We start from the raw sequence: 15,377 nt of genomic DNA, 5'->3' as shown, positions 1-15,377 counted from the left end.
TTACAATCCGGCTGCAGATGCAAACTCACCCAGGGTCTTGAAAACGAGACGGAAAAGGAATTCGTCAGATTCACCTAGATCCTGATCCCGATAGAATGTCCGTCGGACACGGCCATCGAAGATGAAGCACTCATCTTCATAAACGAAACCGATACCATATTCCAAGGGGTCGGTTTCATCGATGTCGTAGCGCCCATACGCTTGACCCGACCAGTACTGATTAAATTGACGTTGCGCGTGGAAGTAGATTTCCTCACGCTCATTGAATTCTTCGCTACCTGCTTCGTCTGTGAAGTGGAGATACGTTGCATTCAGGCGTAACGTATCGAGTGATCCGACAGTCGCAGTTACCTGATTTCGGCGAGCAGAAAAATCGTCTTTTGAAAGACGGTAGCGATATGTCAGATCAAGATATTGGTTCGGGGCAACAGTCACTCGGCCAACATAATCTGAAAGATGCTCATCTAGTCCAGAGCCTCGGGCAAAAGTATCATTTTCATTTGCGCGGTAGCTTTGGCCAAACATTGCGCTGGTATAGCCTCCTTGGGGACCGTAGATACCCCACTCAAGGCCATAACTTGCCCTGAAACCGTCTTCTGCGCGATCTAGGCCGCCAAACCTGTCATGCGAGAACAGGTTGATATCGTCCAGTTCAAACGACTGCGAGTCCTCATTCGGAATCTCATCAGGATTGCCCCCGTTCGGAGACCAAGCCGCCATGGCGATTGGAGTAATGACCTGTTGGTAGCTGCCTTGGCTGTTTACGAACGGCATTTGCCAATCAATCGCAGCCAATGGCAACAGGCGTCCCGTATATCCACTGTAGTTTTCTCTGTTAGTGCGAGATACGTCTGAGACGAGGTAGTTGTCACTTCGGACGGAGAGACTAAGTTTGGTAACATCACCCATTGTGCCCACGTGAGGGAGCTCCCAACCGGCTTTGGCAGACACACGATGCGAATTGGTACCCTCATCACGGGTCAAGGAGAGGCCATCCAAGTCCAAGGTTGTTATGCTACCGTATTTTGCTGGCGCGGATTGTCCGTGAAACTGCAGATGCGGCAAAACAATGGGGGTCGTGTCCCGGTCATCATCACTCTTTAAGCCTTGGAAGTAGTATGCATCAGCGCGCGTGTAGCTGGCGCCGCGAAACCCCTCGGTAAATAGGTTCGAGGTCAGGACAGAAGGTGAGCCAAAACCATATCGTGAGAGATATGTTTTTTCTGAGGCTTGTTCGGCGTCAAAGCCCCAACGCCACGTCGGATCAATGTCAAACCGTCCTTTGGCGTCAATATGGCCTTGCCAGTCATCCTCTGTGTCTCTGGTAATGCTGTTGACGACGTCGAATTCTCCACTGTCCAGACGCTGTCTGTACTCGGTTGCGAGGACAGGACCTTCATCGGTTGTGTAGGTTGGCGTGAAAGTCATGTCCTTGCTATTGTCGATCGACCAGTAATAGGGTTGGCTGAAGTAGCTTCCAACGTGGCTGGTGCTGCCGAATGATGGCGCAAGCAAGCCGGACTGCCGTTTCACGGTTGGGTCTGGGTGCTGAAAATATGGGGTGTAGAGAACAGGAATACCCGCGACTTCAAGACGAGCGTCTTCATATTCCACCGTTTTACTGTCTGAATCATGCAGCACGCGCGCCGCGCGAATGCGCCAAAGCGGTGTCGAACTGCTGCCATTGTCTTCACAGACTTTGCAGGGGGAATATACGGCTTTGGCAATCTCGGTAAAGTTCCCGCCGCTGCGACGGGCACCAGCGCCGGCAATCCGGGTGTTCTCATCCAACAGGACATAAATATCCTGAACGATTCCTTCCTTGAAATCGCCGCTCAGTTCGACGTAGCTGGCGAATGTGACTTCGCCGGTCGGTTCAGTGATACTGACATTTCCCGAAGCCGTGAGAACATCCTGTGATCGGTCATAGCTCACCGTATCAGCAAGCAATATACGTCCTTCTCGGGAAATTTCGACATTTCCACGCGCAGTAACGGTTTGCAGTTCCTGATTGTAATCGACCTCGTCGGCACTGAACAAAATGGCAGGTTCCGGCGGAGGAACTTCTGAGCCAGTTATTTGAGCCGTGGCTGAGTGCAAACTCGCAATACCGCCACCAACGAAGATCCCACAGCCCAGAATGGTGCTGGTCACAAGTCTTTTTATCATTCCCCCCGCCATGACCATCGGCTAGCCATCCTCAAGATGTAGCAATGTAGTAACCCCGAGCAACAAAGAAATTCCAGCTGGAGCCCACGCCGACAATATCGGTGGAATTCCGCCGGAAACGCCCAAAGCTGAAATCACGTCTGTGCAAAAATATAGAATGAAGCCAGATGCAACACCCCCACCGATAACAAGGGATGCGCGTCGACGTCGAGAAAATTTAAGGCAAAATGCAGCCGCAATCAAAACCATGGCGCATAAAAGTAAAGGTCTCGACAACAGGCTATGAAAATGGATGCGGTGACGAGTGGCATTAAAACCGGCACGTTCAAGCAGTGTGATGAACGGCTTCAGGTCCCAGAATGACATGGTCTCCGGGGACGCGAAGCTGTCTTGTATCTTCCGCGCCGTCAGATTGGTGGGCAGCATCGTTTCTTCTGCAAAGGTGCTGGCCTGTCCGGGGACGAAGGTCCATGAATCATAGAAACGCCAAGTTCCTGGTTCGAGGACTGCCCGACCGGCATCGATCCGCATCGTGAAATCATCCGCATCTTCAAAACGGAAGATTGTGACGTTTCGCAGATCGAGTTGGTCGCCCTGCTGGTTGCTGACCGATCGCGCAAAAATAACCGCCTGACCATCCTGCGTGCCTTGCCGCAACCATAGACCGCTTGATGACAGGTTCATGACGCTTGCATTGTTCTGCAAATAGCGTGCTTCAAGCGTCTCGTATTTCTGAAGCAGGATCGAGGACAACGGATTAAGTGCGCCTACCTGAAGGCTGCCAAGAACGATGGCGCATAAGATAGGTGGTAGCATGAATTGCCATGCAGAGACACCTGCCGCGCGCGTGACTACAAGCTCCTGATTTCCGGTCAGTTTCCAGAATGAAAACATCGACCCGAACAGAACGGCGAAAGGCAGGACTTTCTCAGTCATGAACGGAATGCGACTAGCGGCCATCTGCAAGACAATGCTCACCGTGGCGTCCGGTTTATTGCCTGCACGGCGAAGGAGCTCGATAGTGTCACCGATCAGGATCAGACCGATCAGGAGTGCAAGAATAGACAGGATCGAAATCAGGACATGCTTGCCAAAATACCATGTCAGAAGCGGGGAAATTCTCATGCTTCCGCCTCTTGATTTATTGCGCGCCTTGCCTTGATAACCGGACCACGGAATGTCCAGTAAAGCCCCAGGGCAATTGGTATCATTGCATTCATATACATCAATGGCACAAGCGACGGATTTTTGGCAGCAAGATTTTTCATCGCAATACCGGTTGCTTGAAAAACTACCATGACACCAATTGCAAGCAACAATCTGCCGGTCTGACCCCGTCTGGAGAAGCTGCTTGATACAAGGACAGCTAGTGCAATGCTGGCAAATGCGATGGCATTCAATGGCGAGATCAGGCGGTCATGCCCCTCTGCGCGAAAGGCATTAAGGTCTCTTTCTATTATGTCGGGGGGGACGGCAGTTAAGAGATTTTCAACGCTGCGTTCTCGCGCGTCTTGATAGCGAAGGCCCTCGTCTACAGCGCCTTGCGCAATATCAACCGCATAGCGATCGAAATAGAGGATCGACATGGTGCCGTCGTCGGCATTGACTTCCTGACGGTTGCCATCAAGCAGAACAATGCGTGGACCCTCGTCAGTCCTCAGCAAGGCGCCATGTTTGGCCATCATGGTCGTTTGGGCATCGGGATCACGTGCGTCATGCACCAGAATTCCCAGCAATTCGTTATCCCGGCCGACTTCGCGAACGTAAATGGTCAAGCCGTCAATGTCGGTGAAGCTGCCTTCCTGCAACAGGACCGATGAGAAATCATTGCGGATCGAGAACTGCAATTCCTTGAACTGTGTGTAGCTGTAGGGAAGGTAGAACAGTGTCAGGAAATAACAGACCGCGGTCGACAAAAGTGCGACAATCAGGGCTGGCTTGGCGAGTGCCCACTGGCTCAATCCCGCCGCGCGCATGATGATGAGTTCGCGGTCCTGGATCAGTTTGTTGTAGGTAAAGACAATAACGAAAAACAGTGCAATCGGAATAATGATCGTCAGAAAGCTGGGCAGCAACAGGGATGTCAGCTGCAAAAAGACCGAGATCGACAAGCCCCGATTCACAATCATTTCAACAAAGCGCAAGCTTTGCGACAGCCAGATCACACATAGAAGCCCCAGTGTGACAAAGACCATCATGATCAGCTGCTGTTTGAGCATATATCGGGTTAAGCGATTCATTGGGCGGATTATAGACAAGCAATCAAAAACCGAAACAGGAAATTGTCGTCAAACCCGTTCAAATCTTGCGGGAATTCCGAATATTGGTCGGTTGGTATCGTTAAGATCGGATGGGTTGAATAGGGGCGCCAAATAAGTCGCACCATCGTTTTACATTTGTGGCGATGGTGCGACGTCGTGATGATCAAAAAGCGCGGCAAAATTATGACTGCGGTTAAAGCAATTCCGTTTCCGTGCAATTCCTGATCTGTGTTGCCATGAAAGCGGCCTCTGGCAGGAGTTGAGTGAAAAAGAATATGCAGCTTTTCTTCTTAGCCTTGCGCAGGTCTGCTGGTGTTTCAGTGTTGCTCACTGCGCCAAGCGAGCGCAGCATCAGCCATCCGGAAATGCACAGGGCGGCCTGACGTAAATACGGTGTGGCAAGCACCTGTGCTATATCAGCATCCGCAGCACAGCGTTCCAACACGCAATCCGTTGAATTTTCGAGATCGACGATTGCGTGATCCAGTTCACGGCGTGCCTTGGCGAGGTCGCTTGTTTCATCGATATCTTTCAGGCCGTGGATCGTTTCCTTGATATCTGCAAGCATTGCTGTCAGTGCGGCCGCCTGATCCCTAAGCACTTTGCGTCCGATGAAATCAAGCGCCTGTATGCCGTTGGTGCCCTCATAGATCGGCGCAATGCGGGCGTCACGAAGATGCTGGGCGGCCCCGGTTTCCTCGATAAAGCCCATGCCGCCGTGGATCTGCACGCCAAGGGATGCATTGTCGACGCCAATATCCGTTGCCCAACCTTTGACCAGCGGAATCAAAAGGTCGGCACGCGCCTGTGCTGCCGCACGATCCTGGTTGTCAGGAAGGTGGTGAGCAAGATCAAGCTGGGCGGCGGCATAAAGCGAAAGTGCGCGCGTGGCATCGGTCGAAGACCTTATGCGCATCAACATGCGCTGCACATCACCGTGGATCGAGATCAGCGCCTCTTCGCCGGTTTTGGCATCTCGTCCCTGTTTGCGCGTGTTGGCATACTCAAGGGCCTGCTGATAGGCGCGTTCGGAAATGGCGACACCCTGTTGGCCAACGGCAAGCCTTGCGTTGTTCATCATGGTGAACATATAGGCCAGTCCCTTGCCTTCTTCGCCAACCAAAAAGCCGGTCGCACCGCCCTTGTCGCCAAACTGCAGAACCGCCGTCGGGCTGGCATGAATGCCAAGCTTGTGTTCAAGCGACACACAGGTGACGTCGTTGCGTGCGCCGATTTCACCACTGTCCGAGACCAGATATTTCGGAACGACAAACAGTGAAATGCCTTTGACACCGGGAGGGGCATCGGGCGTTCGGGCCAGAACGAGATGCACGATGTTCTCGGTCATCTCGTGATCGCCATAGGTAATGAAAATCTTTTGACCGGAAATTTTGTAGCTACCATCCTCTTGCAAAACGGCTGTACTGCGCACTTTCGAGAGGTCCGATCCGGCTTGTGGTTCGGTCAGGTTCATGGTGCCGGTCCATTCACCTGATATCATGCGCGAGAGGTAAAGTTCACGCTGTTGGACTGATCCATGGGCAATAAGGGCCTCAATCGCGCCGGATGTCAGCATCGGGCAAAGTGCAAAGGCCATATTGGCCGCCTGCCAGATTTCGGCAACAGCTGCGCCAAGCAAGATTGGCAAGCCCATGCCGCCTTCGCTTTCCGGGGCGGATATGCCTTGCCAGCCACCTTCACAGAATTGCGCATAGGCCTCGTTCCAGCCCGTTGGTGTGCGAACAGTACCGTCCTCAAGAAGTTTTGCGCCTTCCTGGTCGCCGACGCGATTGAGCGGGGCGAGCACGGAGGCTGCAAATTTCCCTGCTTCTTCAAGGATTGCGTCAACCAGATCCGCACTGGTTTCACCATAGGGCGGCAGGTTGGAAACCGTATCCAGCCCAATCACGTCATGGATCAGAAAACGGATATCTGAAATGGGGGGCGTAAAGTCGCTCATGAAAAAAGACGTCTCCCTGAAATGTGAGCCGCCCGCTCGGAACAGTCGGCCTTTTGCCAACCTTGTTTTATTGCCTCGTAGCATAACGACCCGATCCCGCAAGATCGAGTCTGATTCGTCTATTCGGGCGACAGGATGCATTCAACATTGGTTTAAGTCACGCTTTGTGGCTTTCACACTGGCGAAATGACAAAAGACTACCGATATGTTCCCAAGACCCGAGTTCGATACCTTAAACAGGTAAAAGTTGCGTGATCTGGCATCTATTATTTGCCAAGGGGTCGCCAATCGAAAAAAGGCAGGCTAGACTTGTCGTTGTTCAAGGCCACTTGATGTTCAATATGCATTTGGTCAAAAAAATCGAAGGACAGGAGCAAGCTGTTGCTGCGTAAAGGAATATTGCCAATTTTGTTTGCGGTGGTGATTTCGTTCGCCGGGACAAGACTGGTGGCCTGTGCCGGACCGGCATGGCCAAGCGATGAAGAACGCAGATTTCTGGACGCTTACCGCACCAGCGTGACCGCTGGCGCGAGCGAAGAACAGTTTGCCCATGCCGACAAGCTTTATGTCGAAGCACTTCAGGTCTTGTCGGAAACCTATGTCGAGCAAATTGATCGCGTGGCGTTTGTTGATAACAGCATTGCGATGTTGGGCGACCTTGAAACCGATGACACATCGCCGATCGGTGTGGTTGGTGCAGTGCTTGATGACAGTCTGCATGACCTTGATCCGCACAGCGCGTATATGACCGACGATATGTTCCGCCGCCTGCAGGAAAGTACAGAAGGCAGCTTTGCCGGTGTCGGGATCGTCATTGCCCTTGATGATGAAAAGCGCATCCGGATCGTCTCTCCGATTGATGATACACCGGCGGCACGCGCCGGTTTGCGACCGGATGACCGGATTACGCACATTGATGGCTACCAGATGGTCGGCGAACCGATTTCAGAGGCCGTGCGTCGGATGCGTGGCCGGGTCGGGGATCCGGTGACCCTGACCATCCAGCGTGTCGAAGACAGCTTTGATGTCACGGTGAAGCGGGCCCGGATTGAGGTGCCCTCGGTCACAGCAAGCATCATTGATCAGGATATCGGTTATATCCGGGTGTCGCGGTTTGACGCGACCACACTCGACCAAACGCAGGAATATTTGCAGGAACTTGAAGACCGCATTGCATCGCCGCGCGGCATTATTGTCGATTTGCGCCGTAATCCGGGTGGGCTTCTCGACAGTGCGGCAGATATCGCCGATCAGTTTCTGACAGAAGGTCTGATCGTTGCCACCGAAGGACGTGGGGAGCGCAAACTGAGGAGCTACGAAGCCGACCGGTCCGATTTCTTTGAGAAAGTACCTATGGCAATCCTGCTCGATCGTGGTTCGGCATCCGGTGCAGAGCTGATGGCAGCGGCCCTCCGTGAAAACGGCCGCGGCATCATCATCGGGGAGCGGTCCTTTGGCAAAGGGTCAATGCAGCGCATTATGCCGCTGACGTCCGGCGGTGGGCTTAAAATCACCACCGGTTACTACACCACACCTGAAAATCACATTGTACAGGGTCATGGTGTGATCCCGGATATCGAAATTACGCTGGCGGATGCAGAGGAATTCGAACGCGAGATTGATCTTGAGCACGCACTGCCGTCGCGCCGTCGCGATCCGCGTCAGTCATTGGCAACTCTTGAGGCCACCAGCTGCGAACAGGATATCGAGATCGAACGCCTCGGCAAATCGAGCCGCGAGAATCTAGAGGAAAATCTGGCAGAGGGCGAGGGTGAGAAACCGCTTCGCGATTCCGTTCTTGAATGTGCGGTGGGCTATTTCGATAAAGGCCCGCTGGCAAATTACCGTAATCAGATGGAGCCGCTGCTGCGCGCAGGTCTCTGATCGGTATCGCCTGATGTGACATCAAAAAAGCGCGACCTTAACGGGTCGCGCTTTTTGTTTTATCTGTCTGGTAATAGGGGGCGGCTTAACCGCGTGCCAGCAGATCAATCAGGCTTGAGGTGTCCCAACGGTTGCCGCCACGTTCCTGAACCTGGGCATAGAACTGGTCAACCAGGGCCGTAACCGGCAAACGGGCACCATTGCGTTTGGATTCTTCAAGGCAAATGCCCAAATCCTTGCGCATCCAGTCAACGGCAAAGCCGAAATCAAACTTGTTCTCGACCATGGTGCTGCCGCGGTTTTCCATCTGCCAACTTCCAGCCGCACCCTTGGAAATCACATCAAGGACCTTTTCCATATCAAGGCCGGCCTTGACACCGAAATTAACCCCTTCGGAAAGGCCCTGAACCAGACCGGCGATGCAGATCTGATTGACCATTTTGGTCAACTGGCCAGAACCGCTTTCACCCATCAGCTTGCACGATTTGGCAAAGGCATCAATGACCGGGGCGGCGCGATCAAACGCATCCTGATCACCGCCACACATGACGGTCAGAACGCCATTCTCGGCACCAGCCTGACCACCGGAAACCGGGGCATCGATGAAGGAAATTCCCATATCCTTGGCCGCAGCATAAAGTTCGCGCGCGACATCTGCCGATGCGGTGGTGTTGTCGATCAGGACAGATCCCTTGTCCATACCGGCGAACATGCCGCCGTCGCCCAGCATGACGCTGCGCAGATCGTCGTCATTGCCGACACAGGAAAAGACGAATTCCGCACCCTTTGCCGCCTCTGCCGGGGTGGGGGCGGACGATCCGCCAAACTCGGCCACCCATTTTTCTGCTTTGGCTGAAGTACGGTTGTAAACGGTAACGTCGTGACCTGCCTTTTGCAGGTGACCGGCCATCGGATATCCCATGACACCCAGACCGATGAATGCACATTTTGCCATTGTTTGCCTCCCGAAGGTTTATATGCATCCAGTAAAGGTTGCAGCGCGTGCAATGTCAATGAACGCAAATGTTACCGCGACAATGTTTTCACCATCCGGAAGACCAGAGATTGAGCGATTTCGTCAATCCTCATCAAGTTCCTCGGCTACGCTGTGAATGATCCGGCGGTCATATACAAGGATTTCCGGCCGTTTTCCGGGGTATTCAAATTGCGACAGATAGAACCGGATGGCGTTGATGCGCGCACGTTTCTTGTCATCCGACTTCACGATCACCCACGGGCTGTCGGTGGTGGAGGTATGGAAGAACATGTCGCGTTTGGCCTCGGTATAGGAATCCCAAAGGTTCTGGGAGGCCAGATCAACCGGGCTGAGTTTCCATTGTTTAAGTGGATCGCTTTGGCGCTGTTTAAAGCGTCGTGCCTGTTCTTTTTTGCTGACCGAGAAATAGAACTTGGTCATGTGGATGCCGGATCGGATCAGCATGCGTTCAAGTTCGGGGACGGATTGCAAAAACTCGCTGACGTCAAACATGCTGCAAAAGCCCATCACCCGTTCGACCATCGCACGGTTGTACCAGGACCGGTCAAACAGGGCGATCTCGCCGCCGCTGGGCAGATGTTCGATATAGCGTTGGAAATACCATTGCGTCAGTTCGCGGTCGTTGGGTTTGCCAAGGGCGACGATCCGGGCTCCACGCGGATTAAGGTGTTCGGTAAAACGTTTGATCGTGCCGCCCTTGCCAGCGGCATCGCGCCCTTCAAAGATGATCAGCGATTTGAGGTTTTCCGCCTTGATCCAGTTTTGCAGCTTCAAAAGCTCGATATGAAGCGGGGCAATCAGCTCCAGATATTGCTTGCCCTGCATCTTCTTTGCCCGTGCCTTGGGGTTAAGGTCGATATCGGGCGGAAGTTGATCATCTGGAATGTTGCGCAGGTTCTGGCTGGTTGGTTTGTTCGGGCCGGAAGGATGATCATCAATCCGGTCCATGGTCAGGTTTTCGGAGTCCAGCAAGAAATGGTCCTTTGCCTCAGTATCAAGTTTTGAAAGGGCATCTGTGCGGTTGGCCGCAGATCGGCTTTTACCCGTGCGCCGTGTTGCATCACCGAGCACGTCATTGCTGTCCTGCTTCGCTGTTTTCACGGTTTTCTTTGACGTTTTCTTTTCCGAGGTCATGCGCCCGATTCCGCCGGTTGTGGTCAGATGTAACCATAACTTTGCGGGATTATTGAAATCATCGCAATGCAATGGATCAAATTACGACCTGTTGCGCGCTGTATGAATGTGACGCACGAAAAAGCCCGGTCAATGTGAGGGCATTGACCGGGCCAAGGGTGGGTTGTGCGGTGGCACGAAGGGGGGATCTGTCTTGCGCTGTGTTCCTTGGGGGCGGGCGCTTCAGGACAGATCCCTTGCAGGGTTATCGCAGCGGGAAAGACTGCCGGTACTCTTCTTCAGCCTGGGCACGGGTGATCCCGATGTCGGCAAGCTGCTGATCTGACATTCTGAGCAACATCCGACGTTCTTCACGAACCGCAAGCAACCGTGCAAAGCGGTTTGAAAGATCATTGAGGCGGCTAACAAGGGTGGTGATGAACGTACGGATACTTGCTTTGGGCGGGCGCTCCACGGCAGACGGAGCAGGGCTAAGTGAATAAGCCATCATTCTCTCCATGAGTTAATATTGCTAATGCAATGTTTGCTGTTGAAACCATATTGCGTCTATATTTTAAGTGCGACAAACGAGTATTTCTGATCAAACGGATTAGGAATTCTAATTCATGATGTTGGAGTGATATCCATGCGGCTTCCGCCTTTGCAGTCCGTGCGCGCCTTTGATGCCGCTGCCCGCCATCTGAGCTTTACCAAGGCGGCCGAGGAGTTGTTTGTCACCCAGGGCGCCATCAGCCAGCAGGTCCGCCAACTTGAGGAATATCTTGGTTTCAAGCTGTTTCATCGGTTGCCGCGTCAGATCCATCTGACTGAAGAGGGCGCGCAACTGGCCCAGGCAACCACAGCAGGCTTTTCATGCATTGCGGAGGAGATCGAACGCCTGACGACGATTGAGGAAGCCGGTGTGGTAACGGTCAGTGTGTTGCAAAGTTTTGCTGTGAAATGGCTGGTGCCACGTCTCGGGCATTTCCGTGATGCGTATCCTGATATTGATGTCCGCATCCATGCCGATGACCGGCTTGTCAATTTACGGACCGAGGGCATTGATCTCGCCGTTCGGTTCGGCAGTGGCAATTATCCGGGGCTGGTGTGTGAAATGCTGATGCGAGACGAGTCTTTCCCGGTTTGCAGCCCGGCCTATCTTGCCGCCAATCCCGAACTGAAAGAACCGGCCGATGTCGCCGGGCACCAATTGCTTCATGATGCCACCACCTTTATGGATCACCCGCATGCGGCCGATTGGGAATTCTGGCTCAACGGTGTCGGTGCCGAAGGTGTTGATGTCAGTCGCGGTCTTCGATTTAACTCCGGTGATATGGTCATTTGATATGGTCATTCAGGCCGCCCTGATGGGGCAGGGGATTGCCATGGCGCGCACAAGTCTGGCCGCCCTTGATCTGGCGGCGGGAAATCTGGTGCGACCGTTTGCGCAAAGCGTTGCCTCAAGCGGGGCCTATTATCTGGTGTATCCGGAGGAGCACCTGAGACGGCCGCGCGTAAAGGCATTTGTCAGCTGGCTTAAAAATGAAGTGGCTGAGACCTTGCGCGAAATTGATTCCGATGAGGCGGACGCGCCAGTAGAGGACTAAGTTTAGATCAGACCAAGGTCACGTAATTCATCGGCCATGTCATTGGGCAGGGCGTCGGTTCCGCCGCCCTGTTTTTCATCCGGCGGGCATTTGTCGTCGGGGAAATAGCGCCATCCTTGAAACGCACGGTGCGGATAGGGACGGGTGGCGATCAATTCCTCGTCCAGAACGATGCGGCAATATTTCGTGCCTTCTTCATTGACGTATTCTTCAAGATCAATGACCTGCTGGCGGCAGCGCACCGCCCCCTTGATCACCCAGTAAATTGATCCGCCATCAAGAATCTCTGCCTTGCGTTTGGGTGTCATGCGTGTGGTGTGGAAAATGCGCTCGTGCATGGCCTGAAAATAGGTCTGCCATTCCTTCAGGCTTTCGGGGCTTTCTGTACCGACGCTCAGTTTGATGATGTTCAAAGGCATATCAGGAGGGTTTCTTGTGCGGTGGTGTTTAATAACTGATGAGGTAGAACCCGTACGCCTGGCGGTCAATAGTGGATTATTAAAACACAAAAATAAGTGTAATATATGATATTTCACAAAAAAACTTGACCAATAAGGGGTAATCAGCCAAATTCTGGTGCAGAAAAGGTCCGATACAGGACCAAACCCGAGAGATTTACAGGCTGAGAGAACCGAATGTCCCTGCAAGTTGTCACGGCAAACCGTCTGGAAGACGGGTTGGTGGTGTTCCTGACCAGCGATGGCAGCTGGAGCGAAAACATCAACGATGCCCGCATCGCTGACGGCAAAGAAGCCGCAGATGCGCTTTTGGCTGAAGCCAGTGCACCCGAACTCGATATCGTGATTGTCGGGCCGTATCTGATTGATGTCGAACAGCAGGGCGCGGATATCGTGCCGACAAAATACCGTGAAGTTCTGCGCACCAAAGGTCCAAGTGTCCGCGAAGACCTCGGCTATCAGGCGGTATAAGGAGAGCCCCATGTATCGTTATGACGATTTTGACCGCCAGCTTGTCCATGAACGGACTGAACAGTTCCGCGAACAGGTAAAACGCCGCCTTGCCGGTGACATTACCGAGGAACAGTTCCGTCCGCTGCGTCTGATGAACGGTGTGTATCTTCAGCTGCATGCCTATATGCTGCGCGTTGCCGTTCCGTACGGCACGCTGCGCGCTGATCAGCTGCGCCAGCTTGGCATGATTGCGCGGGTCTATGACAAGGGCTATGGCCATTTCACCACCCGCCAGAACATCCAGTATAACTGGCCGAAACTTGATGAAATTCCCGACGCGTTGCTGGACCTTGCCAAGGTCGAAATGCACGCCATCCAGACATCAGGCAACTGCATTCGTAACACCACGACTGACCAGTATGCCGGTGCCGCGGCCGATGAAATCGAAGATCCGCGCCCCTATTGCGAACTGATCCGTCAGTGGTCGACCTTCCATCCGGAATTCACTTATCTGCCGCGCAAGTTCAAGATCGCCGTGACCGGATCGCCAAATGACCGTGCCGCGGTCAAGGTTCATGATATCGGTCTTCGCATGCATCAGAACGATGCGGGTGAAACCGGCTTTGAAGTCATGGTTGGTGGTGGCCTTGGTCGTACGCCGTTTGTCGGCAAGACCATCCGCGAGTTTATCGGCAAGAACGATTTGTTCTCCTATCTCGAAGCCATCCTGCGCGTTTACAACCGCTTTGGCCGCCGTGATAACAAGTACAAGGCGCGTATCAAGATCCTCGTTCATGAAGAAGGCATTGATAATATCCGCGAGCTTGTCGAAGAGGAATGGGCTCAGATCAAGGACGGGTCGCTGCGCGTTGATGATGCGGAAATCGCTCATTACATCGAACAGTTCGCCCCTCCGGCATTTGAAGCCCTTTCTGACGACGATGCCGATTTCGAACGTCACAAGTCGGAAAACCGTCGTTTTGCCAACTGGGTGCGTTCGAACGTCATCGAACACAAACGGCCGGGCTATGCGATTGCCAACGTATCGCTGAAACCGATTGGCGGCATTCCGGGCGATGCAACCGATACCCAGATGGAACTGGTTGCCGATCTCTCGGAAAAATACAGCTTTGGTGATGTGCGTGTGACCCACGAACAGAACCTTGTTCTGCCGCATGTCAAAAAGGCCAACCTGTTCGCAGTTTGGAGCGAACTGGACAAGGCCGACCTTGGTACGGCCAACCTTGGCTATGTCACCGATATCATTTCCTGCCCGGGCCTTGATTATTGCGCCTTGGCAACCGCGCGTTCGATCCCGCTGTCACAGCGGATTTCTGAACGTTTCGGGGATCTCGATCGTCAGCATGACATCGGCGAACTCAAGATCAAGATTTCCGGCTGCATTAATGCCTGCGGGCATCACCATGTTGGTCATATCGGCATTCTTGGCCTCGATAAGCGCGGCAAGGAATTCTATCAGATCACCCTGGGTGGTGACGCCAGCCAGGATGCCTCGATCGGCAAGATCGCCGGTGCCGGTTTCTCCGAAGCCGAAGTGGTCGATGCGATCGAAAGCCTTGTGACCAAATATATTGATATCCGCGAAAGCGGTGAACGTTTCATCGACACCTACCGTCGTGTCGGCATGGATCCGTTCAAGGAGGTGCTTTATGGCGATCGTTAAGAATGACAGCGTGATCGAACAGGAATGGATCACGGTTGACGCCGAAGGCGACCTTCCGGCAAGCGACGAAAACCTGATCGTGCCGCTCGCCCGTTTCAAGGAAGAACGTGACAGCCTTCTGGGCCGCAATGGTGGTCTGGGTGTGCAGTTGAACCCGGGCGATGCGCCCGAAGATCTGGCAGATGATCTTGATCGTCTGTCGATCATCACGGTCAATTTCCCGGCCTACACCGATGGACGCGGATATTCCTATGGCCGGGTGTTGCGTGAACGCATGGGCTTCACCGGCGAGCTTCGCGCGGTTGGTGATGTCCTGCGTGACCAGATCCTTTATATGCACCGCTGTGGCTTTGACGCCTATGACCTTAAGGTTGAAGGCGAAGTCGCCCTGAACAAGGTGCGTGCGGCACTTAAGGAAATGTCGGTCTATTATCAGCCGACCGGTGATGGCCGCGTCACAGCACAATCTTTGCGCGAACGTCGTCGCGCCGCTTTGCAGTAACCGGCGAAAAGCATCCGGCCTTCGACCATTGTCGAATAAGTCTGAGCCATTTAATCAAGGGTCCCCGAACAGGGGGCCCTTTTTCTTTTTCCACATGGCTCAATACACTGGAAAACCTCTAAGAAGAGAGATTATATGATTGATTTCACGATAATCTTTCTCCAAATCAAACGTATATATAAGATTATTCTTAGGTTTTATGCTTATACGCAAGGTGTCCTCACAATGGATAGGCGGATATCACCTAATGCATAGTTACGTAATCACGCGTATATCACGTAATAATTGT

At 53.2% G+C, this 15,377-nt stretch carries 14 protein-coding genes; 6 read left to right on the top strand and 8 right to left on the bottom strand.

Features of this window, described 5'->3' with window-relative positions; genetic code table 11:
• The 4 genes from DY252_RS15030 to DY252_RS15015 form a co-directional block, all read right to left on the bottom strand.
• Window positions 1–2,154, bottom strand: coding sequence for an LPS-assembly protein LptD (locus DY252_RS15030; protein WP_245960853.1), 2,154 nt, complete (start codon window positions 2,152–2,154; stop codon window positions 1–3).
• Window positions 2,155–2,190: 36 nt separating this feature from the next.
• Complete coding sequence (lptG, locus tag DY252_RS15025; protein ID WP_064789731.1) at window positions 2,191–3,294, bottom strand: LPS export ABC transporter permease LptG; 1,104 nt, start codon at window positions 3,292–3,294, stop codon at window positions 2,191–2,193.
• Window positions 3,291–4,409, bottom strand: coding sequence for an LPS export ABC transporter permease LptF (lptF, locus tag DY252_RS15020; protein ID WP_231959767.1), 1,119 nt, complete (start codon window positions 4,407–4,409; stop codon window positions 3,291–3,293). Before lptF ends, lptG begins: the two co-directional genes overlap by 4 nt.
• Before the next feature lie 214 nt (window positions 4,410–4,623).
• Window positions 4,624–6,390 carry an acyl-CoA dehydrogenase family protein gene (locus tag DY252_RS15015; RefSeq protein WP_064789733.1) on the bottom strand — a complete coding sequence of 589 codons (1,767 nt, stop codon included), beginning with the start codon at window positions 6,388–6,390 and terminating at the stop codon, window positions 4,624–4,626.
• 381 nt (window positions 6,391–6,771) lie between these two features.
• On the opposite strand from DY252_RS15015, the gene DY252_RS15010 reads away from it, so the two are divergent.
• Complete coding sequence (locus DY252_RS15010) at window positions 6,772–8,274, top strand: S41 family peptidase (RefSeq protein WP_231959768.1); 1,503 nt, start codon at window positions 6,772–6,774, stop codon at window positions 8,272–8,274.
• A gap of 85 nt (window positions 8,275–8,359) precedes the next feature.
• Here DY252_RS15010 and DY252_RS15005 read toward each other — a convergent pair whose 3' ends face one another.
• The 3 genes from DY252_RS15005 to DY252_RS14995 all read right to left on the bottom strand — a co-directional run bounded on the left by DY252_RS15005 (window position 8,360) and on the right by DY252_RS14995 (window position 10,892).
• Window positions 8,360–9,229 carry an NAD(P)-dependent oxidoreductase gene (locus DY252_RS15005; protein WP_064789735.1) on the bottom strand — a complete coding sequence of 290 codons (870 nt, stop codon included), beginning with the start codon at window positions 9,227–9,229 and terminating at the stop codon, window positions 8,360–8,362.
• A 123-nt stretch (window positions 9,230–9,352) separates the two neighbouring features.
• Window positions 9,353–10,405, bottom strand: a complete 1,053-nt coding sequence (gene ppk2, locus DY252_RS15000; protein WP_064789736.1) for a polyphosphate kinase 2 — start codon at window positions 10,403–10,405, stop codon at window positions 9,353–9,355.
• A 244-nt stretch (window positions 10,406–10,649) separates the two neighbouring features.
• Window positions 10,650–10,892: a DUF1127 domain-containing protein gene (locus DY252_RS14995; protein ID WP_008890563.1), complete on the bottom strand. Its 243-nt coding sequence runs from the start codon at window positions 10,890–10,892 to the stop codon at window positions 10,650–10,652.
• 138 nt (window positions 10,893–11,030) lie between these two features.
• Between DY252_RS14995 and DY252_RS14990 the strand changes: the two genes are divergently transcribed.
• Window positions 11,031–11,729, top strand: a complete 699-nt coding sequence (locus DY252_RS14990; RefSeq protein WP_245960852.1) for a LysR substrate-binding domain-containing protein — start codon at window positions 11,031–11,033, stop codon at window positions 11,727–11,729.
• Window positions 11,683–11,991 carry a LysR substrate-binding domain-containing protein gene (locus DY252_RS22545; protein WP_245960851.1) on the top strand — a complete coding sequence of 103 codons (309 nt, stop codon included), beginning with the start codon at window positions 11,683–11,685 and terminating at the stop codon, window positions 11,989–11,991. Before DY252_RS14990 ends, DY252_RS22545 begins: the two co-directional genes overlap by 47 nt.
• 2 nt (window positions 11,992–11,993) lie before the next feature.
• On the opposite strand, the gene DY252_RS14985 is transcribed toward DY252_RS22545, so the two are convergent.
• The gene (locus DY252_RS14985; RefSeq protein WP_064789737.1) at window positions 11,994–12,410 is read right to left on the bottom strand and encodes a DUF1489 family protein; all 417 of its coding nucleotides are present in this window, start codon (window positions 12,408–12,410) and stop codon (window positions 11,994–11,996) included.
• A gap of 216 nt (window positions 12,411–12,626) precedes the next feature.
• Here DY252_RS14985 and DY252_RS14980 point away from each other — a divergent pair, with 216 nt between their 5' ends.
• Genes DY252_RS14980 through DY252_RS14970 form a run of 3 tightly spaced genes read left to right on the top strand, consistent with a single transcriptional unit; the run spans window position 12,627 to window position 15,088 of the window.
• On the top strand, window positions 12,627–12,920 hold the full coding sequence (locus DY252_RS14980; RefSeq protein ID WP_008890566.1) for a DUF2849 domain-containing protein: 294 nt from the start codon (window positions 12,627–12,629) through the stop codon (window positions 12,918–12,920).
• A 10-nt stretch (window positions 12,921–12,930) separates the two neighbouring features.
• Window positions 12,931–14,586 carry a nitrite/sulfite reductase gene (locus DY252_RS14975; RefSeq protein ID WP_064789738.1) on the top strand — a complete coding sequence of 552 codons (1,656 nt, stop codon included), beginning with the start codon at window positions 12,931–12,933 and terminating at the stop codon, window positions 14,584–14,586.
• On the top strand, window positions 14,573–15,088 hold the full coding sequence (locus tag DY252_RS14970) for a DUF934 domain-containing protein (RefSeq protein WP_008890568.1): 516 nt from the start codon (window positions 14,573–14,575) through the stop codon (window positions 15,086–15,088). Before DY252_RS14975 ends, DY252_RS14970 begins: the two co-directional genes overlap by 14 nt.
• Window positions 15,089–15,377 lie beyond the last annotated feature (289 nt).

Origin of the sequence: Thalassospira indica, from assembly GCF_003403095.1 — a bacterium.
In the GTDB taxonomy this organism is placed as follows: domain Bacteria; phylum Pseudomonadota; class Alphaproteobacteria; order Rhodospirillales; family Thalassospiraceae; genus Thalassospira; species Thalassospira indica.
Note: the sequence above shows the minus strand (reverse complement) of the source record. Positions and strands in the feature narration are given on the sequence as shown.

Excerpts from the sequence above, each read along its gene's own strand:
- lptG (WP_064789731.1), bottom strand. The coding sequence starts at position 3,294 with ATGAGAATTTCCCCGCTTCTGACATGGTATTTTGGCAAGCATGTCCTG.
- lptF (WP_231959767.1), bottom strand. The coding sequence starts at position 4,409 with ATGAATCGCTTAACCCGATATATGCTCAAACAGCAGCTGATCATGATG.
- DY252_RS15015 (WP_064789733.1), bottom strand. The coding sequence starts at position 6,390 with ATGAGCGACTTTACGCCCCCCATTTCAGATATCCGTTTTCTGATCCAT.
- DY252_RS15005 (WP_064789735.1), bottom strand. The coding sequence starts at position 9,229 with ATGGCAAAATGTGCATTCATCGGTCTGGGTGTCATGGGATATCCGATG.
- ppk2 (WP_064789736.1), bottom strand. The coding sequence starts at position 10,405 with ATGACCTCGGAAAAGAAAACGTCAAAGAAAACCGTGAAAACAGCGAAG.
- DY252_RS14995 (WP_008890563.1), bottom strand. The coding sequence starts at position 10,892 with ATGGCTTATTCACTTAGCCCTGCTCCGTCTGCCGTGGAGCGCCCGCCC.
- DY252_RS14990 (WP_245960852.1), top strand. The coding sequence starts at position 11,031 with ATGCGGCTTCCGCCTTTGCAGTCCGTGCGCGCCTTTGATGCCGCTGCC.
- DY252_RS22545 (WP_245960851.1), top strand. The coding sequence starts at position 11,683 with ATGTCAGTCGCGGTCTTCGATTTAACTCCGGTGATATGGTCATTTGAT.
- DY252_RS14985 (WP_064789737.1), bottom strand. The coding sequence starts at position 12,410 with ATGCCTTTGAACATCATCAAACTGAGCGTCGGTACAGAAAGCCCCGAA.
- DY252_RS14980 (WP_008890566.1), top strand. The coding sequence starts at position 12,627 with ATGTCCCTGCAAGTTGTCACGGCAAACCGTCTGGAAGACGGGTTGGTG.
- DY252_RS14975 (WP_064789738.1), top strand. The coding sequence starts at position 12,931 with ATGTATCGTTATGACGATTTTGACCGCCAGCTTGTCCATGAACGGACT.
- DY252_RS14970 (WP_008890568.1), top strand. The coding sequence starts at position 14,573 with ATGGCGATCGTTAAGAATGACAGCGTGATCGAACAGGAATGGATCACG.